This window comes from Streptomyces sp. NL15-2K (genome assembly GCF_030551255.1).
Classification (GTDB): domain Bacteria; phylum Actinomycetota; class Actinomycetes; order Streptomycetales; family Streptomycetaceae; genus Streptomyces.
In genome coordinates this window covers 8,841,939-8,857,372 of the sequence record NZ_CP130630.1, presented here as the reverse complement: position 1 = coordinate 8,857,372, position 15,434 = coordinate 8,841,939, and the positions used below count along the sequence as shown (strand labels likewise).

The 15,434-nt window shown below is 70.1% G+C and carries 10 protein-coding genes; 3 read left to right on the top strand and 7 right to left on the bottom strand.

Features of this window, described 5'->3' with window-relative positions; all coding sequences use genetic code 11:
- Positions 1 to 7: 7 nt before the first annotated feature.
- Together Q4V64_RS39710 and Q4V64_RS39705 are read right to left on the bottom strand one after the other, a co-directional pair.
- On the bottom strand, positions 8 to 889 hold the full coding sequence (locus Q4V64_RS39710; protein ID WP_124438581.1) for a carbohydrate ABC transporter permease: 882 nt from the start codon (positions 887 to 889) through the stop codon (positions 8 to 10).
- Positions 883 to 1,878 carry an ABC transporter permease subunit gene (locus tag Q4V64_RS39705; RefSeq protein WP_124438582.1) on the bottom strand — a complete coding sequence of 332 codons (996 nt, stop codon included), beginning with the start codon at positions 1,876 to 1,878 and terminating at the stop codon, positions 883 to 885. Before Q4V64_RS39705 ends, Q4V64_RS39710 begins: the two co-directional genes overlap by 7 nt.
- Positions 1,879 to 2,156: 278 nt before the next feature.
- Between Q4V64_RS39705 and Q4V64_RS39700 the strand changes: the two genes are divergently transcribed.
- A complete protein-coding gene (locus Q4V64_RS39700; protein ID WP_124438583.1) occupies positions 2,157 to 3,158 on the top strand; it encodes an acetylxylan esterase in 1,002 nt (333 codons plus the stop codon).
- A gap of 216 nt (positions 3,159 to 3,374) precedes the next feature.
- On the opposite strand, the gene Q4V64_RS39695 is transcribed toward Q4V64_RS39700, so the two are convergent.
- From Q4V64_RS39695 to Q4V64_RS39685, 3 genes are all read right to left on the bottom strand, one after another.
- Complete coding sequence (locus tag Q4V64_RS39695; protein WP_124438584.1) at positions 3,375 to 4,469, bottom strand: lytic polysaccharide monooxygenase; 1,095 nt, start codon at positions 4,467 to 4,469, stop codon at positions 3,375 to 3,377.
- 477 nt (positions 4,470 to 4,946) lie between these two features.
- Complete coding sequence (gene acnA, locus Q4V64_RS39690; protein ID WP_124438588.1) at positions 4,947 to 7,664, bottom strand: aconitate hydratase AcnA; 2,718 nt, start codon at positions 7,662 to 7,664, stop codon at positions 4,947 to 4,949.
- 162 nt (positions 7,665 to 7,826) lie between these two features.
- Complete coding sequence (locus tag Q4V64_RS39685; protein ID WP_124438589.1) at positions 7,827 to 9,503, bottom strand: ATP-binding cassette domain-containing protein; 1,677 nt, start codon at positions 9,501 to 9,503, stop codon at positions 7,827 to 7,829.
- A 112-nt stretch (positions 9,504 to 9,615) separates the two neighbouring features.
- Here Q4V64_RS39685 and Q4V64_RS39680 point away from each other — a divergent pair, with 112 nt between their 5' ends.
- Both Q4V64_RS39680 and Q4V64_RS39675 read left to right on the top strand, forming a co-directional pair.
- Positions 9,616 to 10,356, top strand: a complete 741-nt coding sequence (locus Q4V64_RS39680; RefSeq protein WP_253266827.1) for a TetR/AcrR family transcriptional regulator — start codon at positions 9,616 to 9,618, stop codon at positions 10,354 to 10,356.
- Positions 10,357 to 10,543: 187 nt separating this feature from the next.
- Positions 10,544 to 13,681, top strand: coding sequence for a BTAD domain-containing putative transcriptional regulator (locus tag Q4V64_RS39675; RefSeq protein WP_124438591.1), 3,138 nt, complete (start codon positions 10,544 to 10,546; stop codon positions 13,679 to 13,681).
- Here Q4V64_RS39675 and Q4V64_RS39670 read toward each other — a convergent pair.
- Together Q4V64_RS39670 and Q4V64_RS39665 are read right to left on the bottom strand one after the other, a co-directional pair.
- Positions 13,662 to 14,453 carry an ABC transporter permease gene (locus tag Q4V64_RS39670; protein ID WP_124438592.1) on the bottom strand — a complete coding sequence of 264 codons (792 nt, stop codon included), beginning with the start codon at positions 14,451 to 14,453 and terminating at the stop codon, positions 13,662 to 13,664. The two genes, Q4V64_RS39675 and Q4V64_RS39670, sit on opposite strands and share 20 nt — an antisense overlap.
- The gene (locus Q4V64_RS39665; RefSeq protein WP_124438593.1) at positions 14,450 to 15,421 is read right to left on the bottom strand and encodes an ATP-binding cassette domain-containing protein; all 972 of its coding nucleotides are present in this window, start codon (positions 15,419 to 15,421) and stop codon (positions 14,450 to 14,452) included. Before Q4V64_RS39665 ends, Q4V64_RS39670 begins: the two co-directional genes overlap by 4 nt.
- Positions 15,422 to 15,434: the final 13 nt, after the last annotated feature.

Below are 15,434 nucleotides of genomic sequence, written 5' to 3'. Positions count from 1 at the left end.
AGGAGCGTCAGCCCTTGACCGCGCCGAGCATCACGCCCGAGACGAAGTAGCGCTGGACGAACGGATACACGCAGAGGATCGGCAGCGCGGTGAGCACGATCGTGACCGACTGGATGTTCGCCCCGACCTGGCTGAGCTGCTCCGTGGCGGCGCCGGCGTTACCGCCCGTGGTGGCGCCCGAGATGAGGTTGCGCAGGTAGACGGTGGCCGGCATGAGCTCGGTCTTGTCCATGTACAGGAACGCGCTGAACCAGGAGTTCCAGAAGGACACCGAGTAGAACAGCACCATCGTGGCGACGACCGCCTTGGACAGGGGCAGCACGATCCGCAGCAGGATGCCGTACGTGCTCAGGCCGTCGATCTGCGCGGCCTCCTCCAGATCGGTGGGCAGGCTCTCGAAGAAGGCCTTCATCACCAGGAGGTTGAAGACGCTGATGGCGTTGGGGAGGGCGATCGCCCAGACGCTGTTCTTCAGGCCGAGGCTGGTGACCAGGACGTAGTTGGGGATCAGGCCGCCGGTGAAGAACATGGTGAACACGGCGACGCCCACGAGCACACCGCGCCCCTTGAGCTGCTTCTTGGACAGGACGTAGGCGTAACAGGTCGTCAGGACCATGGCGACGGCGGTGGCCACCACCGTGTACAGCACGGTGTTGCCGTAGTTCCGCCAGAACATCGAGTCCTGGAGCACGATCTTGTACGTGGTGAGGTTGAAGCCCTTGGGCCACAGCGTCACCTCACCGGCCCGGATCTGGCGTTCCGAGCTGAACGAGCGGGCGATGATGTTCACGAACGGGTACAGGGTGACGACCACGACCAGGGTGAGGATCACCCCGTTGACGCCCTGGAAGACCCGGTAGCCCCGCGTGGGCCGGTCGACACTCACCACAGGCTCGTCCCCACTGTGCGGCGCGAGAGCTGGTTGGCGGACACGATCAGTACCAGGCCGATGATCGCCTCGAACAGGCCGATGGCGGCGGCGTAGCTGAAGCTGTTGGACTCGACACCGGCGCGGTAGAGGTACGTCGAGACCACGTCCGCGGTCGGATACGTCAGCGGGTTGTACAGCAGCAGGACCTTCTCGAAGCCGACCGCCAGGAACGTGCCGATGTTGAGGATCAGCAGCGTGATCATGGTGGGGCGGATGCCGGGCAGGGTGACGTGCCAGATCTGCTGCCAGCGGTTGGCGCCGTCGATGCGCGCGGCCTCGTACAGGTCCTCGTCGATCGTGGTGAGCGCGGCGAGGTAGAGGATCGTGCCCCAGCCGGCGGTCTGCCAGATCTCCGAGCCGACGTAGATGGTGCGGAACCACTCGGGTTCCTGGATGAACCGGATCGGCTCGTGCCCGAGCCAGCCCAGCACATGATTGACCGGGCCGTCCGTGGCGAGCATCTGCATCGTGATGCCCGCGACGATCACGATCGACAGGAAGTGCGGAAGGTACGACACCGACTGCACGAACCGCTTCAGGGACCGCCGGCGCACCTCGTTGAGCAGCAGCGCCAGCACGATCGGGATCGGGAAGCAGAAGACGAGCGTCAGTCCGCCGAGCCACAGGGTGTTCCGGAACACCTGCCAGAAGGTGGGGTCGGTGAGGAACATGCGCACATAGCGCAGCCCCACCCACTGCTCGCCGAAGATCGAGCCGCCCGGCTCGAAGCGCCGGAAGGCGATCACGTTGCCGATCATCGGCAGATAGCGGAAGACCAGGAAGAACAGCAGCGGCAGGATCGCCAGCGAGTACAGCTGCCAGTCGCGGCGCAGCGCCCGCCGCCAGCCGGTGCGCGCGGTCTTCCGCGTACGGCGACGGGGTGCGGCTCTGGCCGGCGGTGGGTCCTGGGTGCCCGGCGGTGGGGCCGACGTGGTGGACGTGCTCATGCTCGGGCCTCCCGTGGCATGGGACGCGGAACCGAAACTTTCGAGCTCTTACCGGTAACTTCGCGGCAACTTAGGGGCAGCAGAAAGCGCTGTCAATGGGGGCTGCATGCGGGACCCTTGGGGCTGCAAGACAGTTGTGCCGCCTTGGATTCACCTCCGCGCATGGGTGGAAGAGATGAAAGGATCGGCGTGGATCGACGCGGTCACACCGGAACTTTCTGCTCAGCGACCGCAACGATCGGACCGAGCCGCCCCGTTGACGCCTGTGAGGTGCCGCCGTGCCCGCGTTCGACCTGCCATTGAAGGAGCTCGAGCACTACCGACCGGAGCCCGAAGAGCCCGCCGACTTCGACGAGTTCTGGCGGGGCACGCTGAAGGAGGCCGGGCAGACGGAGCCGGTGTCCTCGGTGCGGCCGGTCGCGTCCGGCCTACGGCTCACGGACACCTGGGACGTGACCTTCCGCGGCTTCGCCGGCGACCCGGTCCGCGCCTGGTACACCCGCCCGGCGGGGGTACGCGAGCCGCTGCCTGCGGTCGTCGAGTACGCGGGCTACGGGCGCGGGCGCGGCCTCCCGCACGAGCGGCTGACCTGGGTGAACGCCGGGTACGCGCACCTGCTGATGGACAACCGCGGCCAGGGCGACCAGTACGGCTGCGGCGGCGACACCCCGGACCCGCACGCCGGCGCGCCGGGCGGCCCGGGCCCGGCAGTACGGGGCCTGCTCGCCCCGCGGGACCACCACTACCGGCGCCTGATCACGGACGCGGTACGGGCGGTGGCGGCGGTGCGCGCGCTGCCGGGGGTGGACGGTTCACGGATCGCGGCCGTCGGGAACAGCCAGGGCGGCGGCCTCGCCCTGGCCGCCGCCGGACTGGTCCCCGACCTGGCGGCGGCACTGATCACCGCGCCGCTGCTGTGCGGCATCCGGCGCGCGCTGGACCTCACCGACGCGAGCCCGTACGGCGAGATCACCGCGTATCTGTCGGTGCGCCGGGGCGCCGAGCAGGCCGCGTACCGCACGCTCTCCTACCTGGAGGGCATCTCCTTCGCCCGGCGCGCGCAGGCCCCCGCCCACTTCGGGGTGGGCCTGCGCGACACGGTGTGCCCGCCGAGCGGGGCGTACGCGGCGTTCAACCGGTACGGGGAACTGACGGACACCGCCCCCCGCAAGGAAATCCATGCTTATCCGTACAACGGGCACGAGGGCGGGGACGCGGTGCACGTACGGCGCCAACTGGACTGGCTGGCGGGGGTGTTCGGCCGCCCAGGGCCGACGTGAACAGGTGCGGACCCGGTGAACAGGTGCGGACCCGATGAACAGGTGCGGACCCGATGAACAGGCGCGGACCCGATGAACAGGCGCGGACCCGATGAACAGGCGCGGACCCGATGAACAGGCGCGGACCCGATGAACAGGCGCGGACCCGATGAACAGGCGCGGACCCGGTGGGCGCTGCGCCACCGGGTCCGCTGAGATGAGTTTCCGTCCGGCCGTTCAGCCGACCCGGCAGGGCAGGCTCGTCGCCGTATCACCGCCCGAGCCGGAGACGACGTAGCCGAACGTCGTACTCTTCCCCGGATCCAGCGAGCCGTTCCAGTTGGCATTGTGGACCATGACGTTCTGCCCGGTGTAGGTCGCGTTGCCGCTCCACAGGCTCTCGACCTTCTGGCCGCTCGGCAGCGTCCAGTCGACCATCCAGCCGAGCATCGGGACGTCGCCGGAGTTGGTGACGGTCACCTCGGACTGGTAGCCGCCGTTCCAACTGCCGGTCGTCCTACGGGTGGCCGTGCAGGTGCCCGGCACCGGCTCGTTCGGGTTGCCCGGGTCGTGGATGCCGGTGACCTCGCCGTTTCCGCCGTCGAAGACGACGTCGGAGCAGGAGTAGAAGGTCTCCTGGCTGTCCGAGCGCTGCCAGACCATGTAGATGATGTGCCGCCCGGACTTGTCGGCCGGGAGCTTGCCGGTCCAGGAGTAGTTGGCCTCGACCGTGCCCGGACTGCCGTTGAGCGGCGGGTGGTCGACGCTCAGGAACGGCTGCGACTCCATGTCGTCCCAAGTGAGCGTCTTCTTGGGGTCGAAGCCGTCCTTGGTGATGTAGACGTAGAACCAACCCGGATGCGCGGCCCAGGCGTTGTAGGAGAAGTCGACCGTCGCGCCCGAGGTGAGGTGGGTGAGCGGCCAGTCGTCGCGGGGCGCGTTGAAGCCGGTGAAGTTGGTGTTGCCGCCGCTGCACAGCTGGCCGTCCGGTACGAAGCCGCGGGTGCGGCCGGCGCCGTCCGAGCGCAGCACCGAGAACCAGTTGTAGAACGGCGTGGTGCCGCTGACCTGCTGCGCGTTCTTGCAGGCCGGGTTGACCGGCTTGATCTCGCCGGTGTCGGTCAGACCGTCCTGCCAGCACAGGAAGGTACGGCTGCCGGGCTTCATCGGGGTGCCGTGGGCCTCCGCCTCGCCGCCTGTCGTGACGACGAGGCTGAGCGCCGGGATGGTGGCGAACAGGGCCACCAGGACGAGGAAGAGGGATCTGGCGCGGGTGGGGGCCAGTAATCGTCTCGGGGAGTCCGGGGACACCGAGGTTTTTGTCATGATCATGACAGTCCAGTCCGTTCCTTGAGGTACGGGCCGTGCGGATGCGCACGCGTGGACGCGTGTAGGGAGACGGGGGCGGGAGCGGCCACCGCGACAGGTTCCGGTCCACCTCGATGGGAGCGCTCCCACCCCTCTATCCCGGGAAGCTAGCGCTACCCGGCCCACTTGTAAACGCCCACCGCACACCCCCCGCCCCCGCCCCCCGTGGCGGCCCGCCTGCCCAAGCGGCAATTGGCAGATCTGTTCCACCCCCGCGAGGGAAAACCGCAGGTCACGCGATCGTGTCGGTGGAACAGATCTGCCAATTGCCGCCTGCTGGGAGCAGCAGGCGGGTGCGGAGGGAGCTGCCGCGGACGCGGCCGGTTCGGGACGCATACGGCAATGGGGTACGACAACGGGGTACGACGAAGGGCCGCACCCCCGCCACCGGGGATGCGGCCCTCAACCGCCCTGCCGTACCGCTTACTTGGGTTACTCGGGTTACTTGCGGATCAGGCTGCGCAGCACGTACTGCATGATGCCGCCGTTGCGGTAGTAGTCGGCCTCACCGGGGGTGTCGATGCGGACGACCGCGTCGAACTCGACGCCGGTGTCGGTGGTGACCTTGACCGTGCGCGGCGTGGTGCCGTTGTTCAGCTCTTCGACGCCGGTGAAGGAGAAGGTCTCCTCGCCGGTCAGGCCGAGGGACTCGGCGGACTGGCCCTCCGGGAACTGGAGCGGCAGAACACCCATGCCGATGAGGTTCGAGCGGTGGATGCGCTCGTACGACTCGGCGATGACGGCCTTGACGCCGAGGAGGGCCGTGCCCTTGGCCGCCCAGTCGCGGGACGAGCCGGAGCCGTACTCCTTGCCGGCCAGGACGACCAGCGGGATGCCCTGCTCGATGTAGTTGCGCGAGGCGTCGTAGATGAAGGAGACCGGCGCGCCGTCCTGGGTGAAGTCGCGGGTGTAGCCGCCTTCGGTGCCCGGCGCGATCTGGTTGCGCAGGCGGATGTTGGCGAACGTGCCGCGGATCATGACCTCGTGGTTGCCGCGGCGCGAGCCGTAGCTGTTGAAGTCGCGGCGCTCGACGCCGTGCTCCGTGAGGTACTTGCCGGCCGGGGTGTCGGCCTTGATCGCGCCGGCCGGGGAGATGTGGTCGGTGGTGACCGAGTCGCCCAGCTTGGCGAGGACGCGCGCGCCCGCGATGTCGGAGACCGGGGTGGTCTCCATCGTCATGCCCTCGAAATACGGGGGCTTGCGGACGTACGTCGACTCCGCGTCCCACTCGAAGGTGTTGCCCGTCGGGATCGGCAGCGCCTGCCACTGGGCGTCGCCGGCGAAGACGTCGGAGTAGGACTTGTTGAACATGTCCTCGCCGATGGCGTTCGCCACGACGTCGTTGACCTCGGCCTCGGACGGCCAGATGTCGGACAGGAAGACCGGCTTGCCCTCCTGGTCCGTGCCGAGCGCGTCCTTGGTGATGTCCACCTTCATGGAGCCCGCGAGGGCGTACGCGACGACCAGCGGCGGGGAGGCCAGGTAGTTCATCTTGACGTCGGGGTTGATACGGCCCTCGAAGTTCCGGTTGCCGGAGAGGACCGAGGTGACCGCGAGGTCGTGGTCGTTGACGGCCTTGGACACCTCGTCCGGCAGCGGGCCGGAGTTGCCGATGCAGGTGGTGCAGCCGTAGCCGACGAGGTTGAAGCCGACCTTGTCGAGGTACGGGGTGAGGCCCGCCTTGTCGAAGTAGTCGGTGACGACCTTCGAACCCGGGGCGAGGGTGGTCTTGACCCACGGCTTGCGGGTCAGGCCCTTCTCCACGGCCTTCTTCGCGACGAGCGCGGCGGCGACCATGACGTACGGGTTGGAGGTGTTGGTGCAGGAGGTGATGGCCGCGACGGTCACGGCACCGTGGTCCAGCGTGTAGGTCGAGCCGTCGGGGGCGGTGACGGTGACCGGGCGGGAGGGGGCGCCGTTCGGGATCGACGAGGGGGCGTCGGAGCTCGGGAAGGACTCCTTGCTCGCCTCGTACTCGTCGTTGACGTAGTTGCGGACGTCCTGCTTGAACTGCTCGGCGGCGTTCGCGAGGACGATCCGGTCCTGCGGGCGCTTCGGGCCGGCGATGGAGGGGACGACGGTGGAGAGGTCGAGCTCCAGCTTCTCCGAGAAGTCGGGCTCGGCGGCCGGGTCGAGCCAGAGGCCCTGCTCCTTGGCGTACGCCTCGACGAGCGCCAGCTGCTGCTCGCTGCGGCCGGTCAGCTTCAGGTACTTGATGGTCTCGGCGTCGATCGGGAAGATCGCGGCGGTGGAGCCGAACTCCGGCGACATGTTGCCGATGGTGGCGCGGTTGGCGAGGGAGGTGGCGGCCACGCCCTCGCCGTAGAACTCGACGAACTTGCCGACTACGCCGTGCTTGCGGAGCATCTCGGTGATGGTCAGCACCAGGTCGGTGGCGGTGGTGCCGGGCGTGAGCTCGCCGGTGAGCTTGAAGCCGACGACGCGCGGGATGAGCATCGAGACGGGCTGGCCGAGCATCGCGGCCTCGGCCTCGATGCCGCCGACGCCCCAGCCGAGGACGCCGAGGCCGTTGACCATGGTGGTGTGCGAGTCGGTGCCGACGAGCGTGTCGGGGTACGCCTGGCCGCCCCGGACCATGACCGTGCGCGCCAGGTGCTCGATGTTCACCTGGTGGACGATGCCGGTGCCGGGCGGGACGACCTTGAAGTCGTCGAAGGCGGTCTGGCCCCAGCGCAGGAACTGGTAGCGCTCGCGGTTGCGGCCGTACTCCAGCTCGACGTTCTGCGCGAAGGCCTCGTTGGTGCCGAACTTGTCGGCGATGACGGAGTGGTCGATGACCAGCTCGGCCGGGGAGAGCGGGTTGACCTTCGCCGGGTCGCCGCCGAGCTCCTTGACGGCCTCACGCATGGTGGCGAGGTCCACGACACAGGGCACGCCGGTGAAGTCCTGCATGATCACGCGGGCCGGCGTGAACTGGATCTCCTGCGACGGCTGGCCCTGCGAGTCCCAGCCGCCAAGGGCGCGGATGTGGTCGGCGGTGATGTTCGCGCCGTCCTCCGTGCGGAGCAGGTTCTCCAGCAGGACCTTCAGGCTGTAGGGGAGCCGGGCCGAGCCCTCCACCTTGTCCAGGCGGAAGATCTCGTACGACTCGTCGCCCACCTGCAGCGTGCTGCGGGCGTCGAAGCTGTTCGCCGACACGACAGTCTCCTTTATTTCTGTGCGCTTACCACCGCATCCTGCCGCCACGCCCTCTTGGCCGATCCGCTAAGGTAAGGCTAAGTTAGGCATGCCTTACTGCCAGACTGATCACGGCGGGCGGCTGCGGTACGCCTCGGCAGATATCTCGATGTCGAGATAACTCTAGTACATGGGGCCGGGTTGGTCATGCCCGGCCTCCCTGTGATGTCTCCGTGGACCGTCTCGGTCGACCCGACCTTCGTCCCAGACCGGCTCGGCGCTCTCGTAGACGGTGCCGTCGGCGCCGAAGATGAGGAAGCGGTCGAAGTCCGCGGCGAACCAACGGTCGTGGGTGACGGCCAGGACCGTGCCGGAGAAGGCGGCCAGGCCCTGCTGGAGGGCCTCGGCACTGGCCAGGTCGAGGTTGTCGGTGGGCTCATCGAGCAAAAGCAGCGTCGCGCCGGACAGTTCGAGGAGCAGGATCTGCAGCCGGGCCTGCTGGCCGCCCGACAGGGTTTCGAAGAGCTGGCTGCCGGCCGGGGCGAGTTCGTAGCGGGCGAGGGCGGCCATCGCCTCGTTCAAGGTCAGCGAGTGGTGGCTCGTCACGAGTTCGGCGGGGGTACGGCCGTGCAGGTCAGGTCGGGTGTGGGTCTGTACGAAGTGGCCGGGCACGACCCGCGCGCCCAGTCGTACCGAGCCCGTGTGCCGCAGTGAGGGCACAGCACCGTCCGCGGCCTCGGCCAGCAGTCGGAGGAAGTGGGACTTGCCCGAGCCGTTGGAGCCGAGCACGCCCACCCGCTCGCCGTACCAGATCTCGGTGTCGAACGGCCGCATCAGACCGGTCAGCTCCAGGCTGTCGCAGATGACCGCGCGTTTGCCGGTGCGGCCGCCGCGCAGCCGCATCCGCACGTTCTGCTCCTTGGGCGGGCGCTCGGGCGGGCCTGCCTCCTCGAATCTGCTCAGGCGGGTGCGGGCGGCTCGGTAGGCGGAGGCCACCGAGTCGTTGTTGGTCGCGGTCTGGCGCAGGCTGTGCACCAGGTGCTTGAGCCGGGCGTGTTCCTCGTCCCAGCGGCGGCGGCGCTCCTCCAGCCGGGCGATACGGTCCCGGCGGCCCTGGGCGTAGCTGTCGAAGCCCCCGCCGTGGACCCAGGCCCCACGCGACTCGACCGTCACGATCCGGTCGGCCGCGTTGGCCAGCAGCTGCCGGTCGTGGGAGACCAGCAGCACCGTCTTTCCGGTGGCCCGGAGCTGCTCCTCCAGCCACTGTTTGCCGGGCACGTCCAGGTAGTTGTCCGGCTCGTCAAGGAGCAGGACCTGGTCCGGGCCGCGCAGCAGGGCTTCCAGGACGGTCCGCTTCTGCTCGCCGCCCGACAGGGTGTTCACCGGCCGGTGACGGACCTCGTCATAGGACAGTCCCAAGGCCGCGGTGGCGCAGGTGTCCCAGACCACCTCCATGTCGTAACCGCCGGCATCGCTGTAGTCGGTGATCGCCTGAGCGTAGGCGAGTTGGGTCTGCTCCTCATCGCGCTCCACCAACGCCGACTCAGCCGCCACCAGCCCGGCGGCCGCCACGCGCACCCGGTCCGGTGCCACCGACAACAGCAGGTCGTGGAGGGTCCGACCGTCGCGGACACTGCCGATGAACTGCCGCATCACGCCGAGCCCGCCGGACTGGACCACCCTTCCGTCATCCGGCCGGACATCCCCGGCGATCAGCCGCAGCAGCGTGGTCTTGCCGGCGCCGTTCGGCCCGACAAGCCCCGCCTTGGACCCGTCGCCGATCCGAAAGGACACCTCGTTGAGCAGCAGCCGCCCGTCAGGCAGCAGATAGGTCAAGCGGTCCACTTCGATATGGCCCATGACGCCCCGCCTCCTCGAATGCCTCCGTCTCCGCCTCCACCGCCGACCGGACCGACGTTCTAGTGACTGGATCGTCGATCCGGTGCTCGATCAACATACTAGACTCGCCTCCGTGGACACGAGCGACGCAGGACGAGGAACAGCCGGAAACGTGTGGCTCAGGCCTTCACGGGCGCAACGCGAAACGCCCCCGCTCAGCCGGGACCGGATCGTCGCGGAAGCGGTGGCTCTGCTGGACGAGGAAGGCGTCGGGCGGCTGACCATGCGACGGCTCGCCGAGCGCCTCGGCACCGGCTCCACCACGCTGTACTGGCACGTCAAGACCAAGGACGACGTTCTCGATCTCGCCCTCGACCAGATCTTCGACGAAGTCGAGATCCCGCACGGCGGCCCATCCCGCCACTGGCGTGAGGACATCACCACCCTGATCACCAGATGGCGGTCAGCCCTCCTCGGCCATCCCTGGTCCACGACCCTGCTGGGCCGCCCGCTGATGGGCCCCAACGTCCTGGCCCGCAGCGAGTTCCTGCACGCCGCTCTGGTCACTGCCGGCTTCACCGAACCGCACCTGACCGCCGCGGCCTACGGGCTGTCCAACTACGTGATCGGCTCCGCCCTCATGCAGGGCACCTGGCAGGCCGGCGACGAAGAGCCGGCACGTAGAGCCGCCCAGGAACATCTCCAGGCCCAGCGCGATCGCTACCCGACCCTTGCCGCCCACGGCCCACTCATCGGCAACGACTGGGACACCACCTTCACACTCGGCCTCGACTACCTCCTCGACGGCATCCAGGCCAGGGCCACCGCCCCTCGGCCCGCGGGAGGGAGCTCGGGCGGACGCCCCCTTGGCTAGGGCCTGTCCGGCGGATCATGCCGCAGACGCGGGGCCTGGCACGCCCATCTGCCGCGTTGTCGTCACTCTCCCCCACGCTCGAACACACTCGCGCGGGGGCACCCCCATCGCCCCCGCTCACCTGCGTTCATCAGTCGCCGCCGATTTCCTGCGACCTGATCCGCCGGACAGGCCCTAATCTGCACGGGTGACTACCGACCTGACCCTGCTGCCGCGTGTCGCCCATCGCGGACAGGAGGTCACCGCGCCCCGGCTCCGCGACCTCCTCGCGCTGCTCGCCGGCGACTTGCGCACGGGCTGCAGCACCGAGCGGCTGGTGGAAGGGCTGTGGCCGGACGAGTTGCCGGAGCGGCCGGCGAAGGCGGTGCAGGTCCTGGTGTCCAGGGCGCGGGCGCAGTTGGGCGCCGACGTCATCGCCAGCACGCCGACCGGGTACCGGCTCACCCTCGCCGAGGATCAGGTCGACAGCTCGGCCCTGCTGCTGCACGCCGCCGCGAGCGCGGACCGGGCCAGGGCCGGGGACCACGCGGGATCGCTGGCCGCGGCCGAGGCCGGGCTCGCGCTGTGGGAGGGCACCCCTGACGAGGCCGGTGACACCGACGACCCCGTAGCCGCGTTACGCATCGAGCGCGCCCCCGTCCACCGCACGCTCGTGCGCGCGCGGGCGCTCGCTCTCGCCCGGCTGGGGCGGCACGCGGAGGCGGCCGGTCCGCTGGCCGTGGCCGCCGCGGAGCATCCGCGCGACGAGGAGGTGCTCGCCGAGCTGCTGCGGGGCGAGGCGGCGACGGCGGGCCCGTCCGCCGCGCTGGCGCGGTACGAGGCGTACCGCCGTGAGCTGCGCGACGAACTCGGCACGGATCCGGGCCGCGGGCTCAAAGCCGTACAGCAGGAGCTGCTGCGCGGCGAGGCGCCCGTGGTCAGGCACGGCGTGCCGCACGAGCCGAACCCGCTGCTGGGACGGGACGAGGACATCGCGGCGGTGGAGCGGCTGCTCGGCGCCTCCCGCGCCGTCACCGTCGTCGGCCCCGGCGGCCTCGGCAAGACCCGGCTCGCACACGCCGTCAGCCGCCTCGCCGAGCAGCGCGTGGTGCATTTCGTGCCGCTCGCCGGCGTCACCGCGGACGAGGACGTGGCCGTGGAGGTGGCCTCCGCGCTCGGGGCGGGCGAGGGCCGGCCCGGCGCCGTCAGCGGCCACGCCCCGGCCGACCCGGTAGCCGGCATCCTCGGCGTGCTGGGCTCCGGACCCGCGCTGCTGGCGCTGGACAACTGCGAGCAGGTCGTCCGCGGCGCCGCCGACCTCGTACGGGCCCTGGTCTCGTCCTCGAAGGACCTGCGGGTGCTCGCCACCAGCCGGGCCCCGCTGGGCCTCACGTCGGAGGCGGTGTACGCGCTGCCGGAGCTCGGTCTCGACACCTCGGTCGAGCTGTTCACACAGCGGGCCAGGGCCGCCCGGCCCGGCGTGGAACTGCCGCCGGACGCGGTGGCCGAACTGTGCCGCCACCTCGACGGGCTGCCGCTCGCCGTGGAGTTGGCCGCGGCGCGGGTGCGGGTGATGTCGGTGCCGGAGATAGCCCGCCGCCTCGGCGACCGGTTCGCGCTGCTGCGCGGCGGGGCACGGGACGTGCCGGAGCGCCACCGTACGCTGCACGCGGTCGTGGAGTGGAGCTGGAACCTCCTCGACGAGGAGGCCAGGGCGGCGCTGCGCCTGCTGTCCGTCTTTCCCGGCGGCTTCTCGGGCGAGGCGGCGGAGCAGGTGCTGGGCCAGGACGCGCTGCTTCTGCTGGAGCAGTTGGCCGATCAGTCGCTGCTCACCGTCGCCGACACTCCGGCCGGCGTGCGGTTCCGGATGCTGGAGACCGTACGGGAGTTCAGCGCGGCCCGGTGCGCTGAGGCGGGTGAGGAGGACGAGACCATCGGTCGGTTCCTCGCCTGGGCGCGGGACTTCGGGGTCGCGTACCACGACTGGCTCTTCGGCTCGCAGCCGCTGGCCGACTCGGAGCGGATCAGGGCCGAGCAGGACAACCTCGTGCTGGCCCTGCGGCACGCCCTGGCCCGTACGGACGGCCCCACCATCGCCGCCCTCACCGCCGTCCTCGCCGCCCTGTGGTCCATCGGTTCCAACTACCCCCGCCTCGTCGCCCTCGCCGCGGACACCGGCCCGCCGCTGTCGCACTACCACCCCGAGCCCGAATACGTCGAAGTCGCCCGCGCCGCCGCGGTGTTGTGCACGACGAGCCTGTTCATGGGCTACGGCCCGCACGTCGTACGCCAGCTCGTCACCCTCCGGCGGCTGCCCCCGGCCCCGCCGGACACGCTGCTGCGCGCCATCGCGGTGGTGCTGAGTGCGGTCCCCGAGATGCTGCCGCCCGACTACGAAGTGCTGCACAAGCTCTGCGAGAGCGAGCAGCCGCTGCTCGCCGGCATCGCGGAGTGCGTCGCCACCTACGTCTGGGAGTCGGAGCACGACATCGACCGCGCGCTCGCCTCGGCTCGGCGGATCACCGCCGCACTGGCGCCGGTCGACAACCCGTTCCTGCAAGTCATGAGCCACGCCCGGCTGAGCGAGCTGTGCTTGCTGACGGAGCAGGGCGAGGCCGCGTACGGACACCTCAAGGCGGCCCTCCAGGCGCTGCCGAGGCTCGGCGACGAGCACGTCGACCTCATCGGCGTCCGCTGGGGCCTCGTCCTCGCCTGCCTGCAGCGCGGCGACCCCGACGAGGCCGAGTACTGGCTGCGGCAGGCGGAGGGCGCCAACACCACGCAGCAGGACGACTACGGCATGGAGCTCCTCGGGCGCGCCGAGATCGCGCTCGCCCGCGGACTGACGGAGGTCGGGCTCGGCTTGTGGCGCAGCGCCGTGCAGACCCTGCCCGCAGTCGGCTCGATACACGGCGGCGACCCCTTCTTCGACCGGTGGGTGCTGCAGATCCTGTCGGTGGCGGTGACGGCGCACGCGCACGCCGGGCGTCTCGAGCTGGTCGCGGAGCCGATCGACCGGCTGCGGCAGGGGCTGCGGGCCCTGCTCTCCGGTCCGTCCGGCTCACCCATGGAGCTCCCGGTGCTCGGGACGGTGCTGCACGCGCTCGGCATGGCGGGGCTCGCGTCCGGCGACGCCACCGCCGTACGAATGATCGCATTGGCCCAACGGCTGCGGGTGATGCGCGATTTCCAGCCGACGATGTCGGCGGACCGCGCCCGGAAGGCGGCCGAGGAGGCCGACAGGGCGGCGTACGCCGACGCGGTGTCGGAGTACGCCGCCCTGGGGCGGGACGAGTTGCGGGAGGCGACCCGCGCGATCATCTCGGTTACTTCGGGTCGCGGTTGAACAGCGACGTCGACCAGCGGTAGCCGAGCACGGTCAGGCCGACGCACCAGACGATCGCGATCCACCAGTTGTTGCCGATCTCGGTGCCGAGCAGCAGTCCGCGCAGGGTCTCGATGGCCGGCGTGAACGGCTGGTACTCGGCGATGGGCTGGAACCAGCCCGGGATCGCGTCGATGGGGACGAAGGCGCTCGAGATGAGCGGGAGGAGGATCAGCGGCGTCGCCATGTTGCCGGCCGCCTCGGGGTTCGGGCTGGCCATGCCCATCCCGACCGCGATCCAGGTGAGCGCCAGGGTGAACAGCGCGATCAGTCCGAACGCCGCCAGCCACTCCAGGGCCGTGGCGTCCGTGGACCGGAAGCCGATGGCCACGGCGATGACACCGACGAGGACCAGGCTGGCGAGCACCTGCAGCACGCTGCCGACGACGTGCCCGACGAGCACGGACCCGCGGTAGACCGCCATCGTGCGGAAGCGGGCGAGGAGGCCCTCGGTCATGTCCATGGAGACGGAGATGGCGGCCCCGATCACGGTGGAGCCGACGGTCATCAGCAGGAGGCCCGGGACGAGATAGGCGATGTAGTCGGAGCGGTCGGCGCCGCCGCCACCGATGCCCGCGCTCATCGCGTCGCCGAAGATGTAGACGAAGAGCAGCAGCAGCATGATCGGCGTGAGCAGCAGGTTCAGGGTCATGGACGGGTAGCGCCGGACGTGGAGAAGGTTGCGGCGCAGCATCGTGGACGAGTCGCGCACGGCGAGGGAGAGGGCGCTCATCGGACAGACTCCTTGGGCTGGTTGGGGACGGTGCCGGTGCCGGTGAGGGCGAAGAACACGTCGTCGAGGTCGGGGGTGTGCACGGTCAGCTCGTCCGCCTCGACGCCTGCCGAGTCCAGCCAGTCGAGGATGGCGCGCAGTTCGCGCTGGCTGCCGTCGCTGGGGATCTGCAGCGACAGCGCCTCGTCGTCCCGGGTGGCCTCGCGCAGGGCGACGGCGGCGGACCGGTACGCGGCCGGGTCGGCGAACCGCAGCCGCACGTGCCCGCCCGGGACGAGCCGCTTCAGCTCGTCGGCGCTGCCCTCGGCGGCGAGCTTGCCGTCGCTCAGCACCGCGATGCGGTCGGCGAGTTCGTCGGCCTCCTCCAGGTACTGGGTGGTGAGGAAGACGGTGACGCCGCCGGAGACCAGTTCGCGGATGATCCCCCACATGTTGTGGCGGCTGCGCGGGTCGAGGCCGGTGGTGGGCTCGTCGAGGAAGATGATCCGCGGATCGCCGACCAGCGTCATGGCGATGTCGAGGCGGCGCTTCATGCCGCCGGAGTAGGTGGAGGCGGGCTTCTTCGCGGCCTCCACCAGGTCGAAGCGCTCGAGGAGTTCGGCGGCGGTGCGGCGGCCCTCGCCGCGGGAGAGGTGGTGCAGGTCCGCCATGAGGAGCATGTTCTCCTCGCCGGTGATCAGTCCGTCGACGGCGGAGAACTGCCCGGTGACGCCGATCGCGGCGCGCACGGCCTGCGGGTGGGTGGCCAGGTCGTGGCCGCCGACGTGCAGTTCGCCGGCGTCGGCGGTGATGAGGGTGGAGAGGATCTTGACGGCGGTGGTCTTGCCGGCGCCGTTCGGGCCGAGCAGGGAGAAGACCGTGCCGGCCGGCACCGCCAGGTCGATGCCGTCGAGGACCGTCTTGTCCCCGTAGGCCTTGCGCAGCCCCTTGGCCGCGATGGCGAGTGAGTGCGGGGTCGTTGTCGTCATGCCGCAGAGGTTG

Bases quoted from the DNA above. Each gene is read 5' to 3' on its own strand.
- Q4V64_RS39705 (WP_124438582.1), bottom strand. From the start codon at position 1,878: ATGAGCACGTCCACCACGTCGGCCCCACCGCCGGGCACCCAGGACCCA.
- Q4V64_RS39695 (WP_124438584.1), bottom strand. From the start codon at position 4,469: ATGATCATGACAAAAACCTCGGTGTCCCCGGACTCCCCGAGACGATTA.
- Q4V64_RS39685 (WP_124438589.1), bottom strand. From the start codon at position 9,503: ATGGGCCATATCGAAGTGGACCGCTTGACCTATCTGCTGCCTGACGGG.
- Q4V64_RS39670 (WP_124438592.1), bottom strand. From the start codon at position 14,453: ATGAGCGCCCTCTCCCTCGCCGTGCGCGACTCGTCCACGATGCTGCGC.
- Q4V64_RS39665 (WP_124438593.1), bottom strand. From the start codon at position 15,421: ATGACGACAACGACCCCGCACTCACTCGCCATCGCGGCCAAGGGGCTG.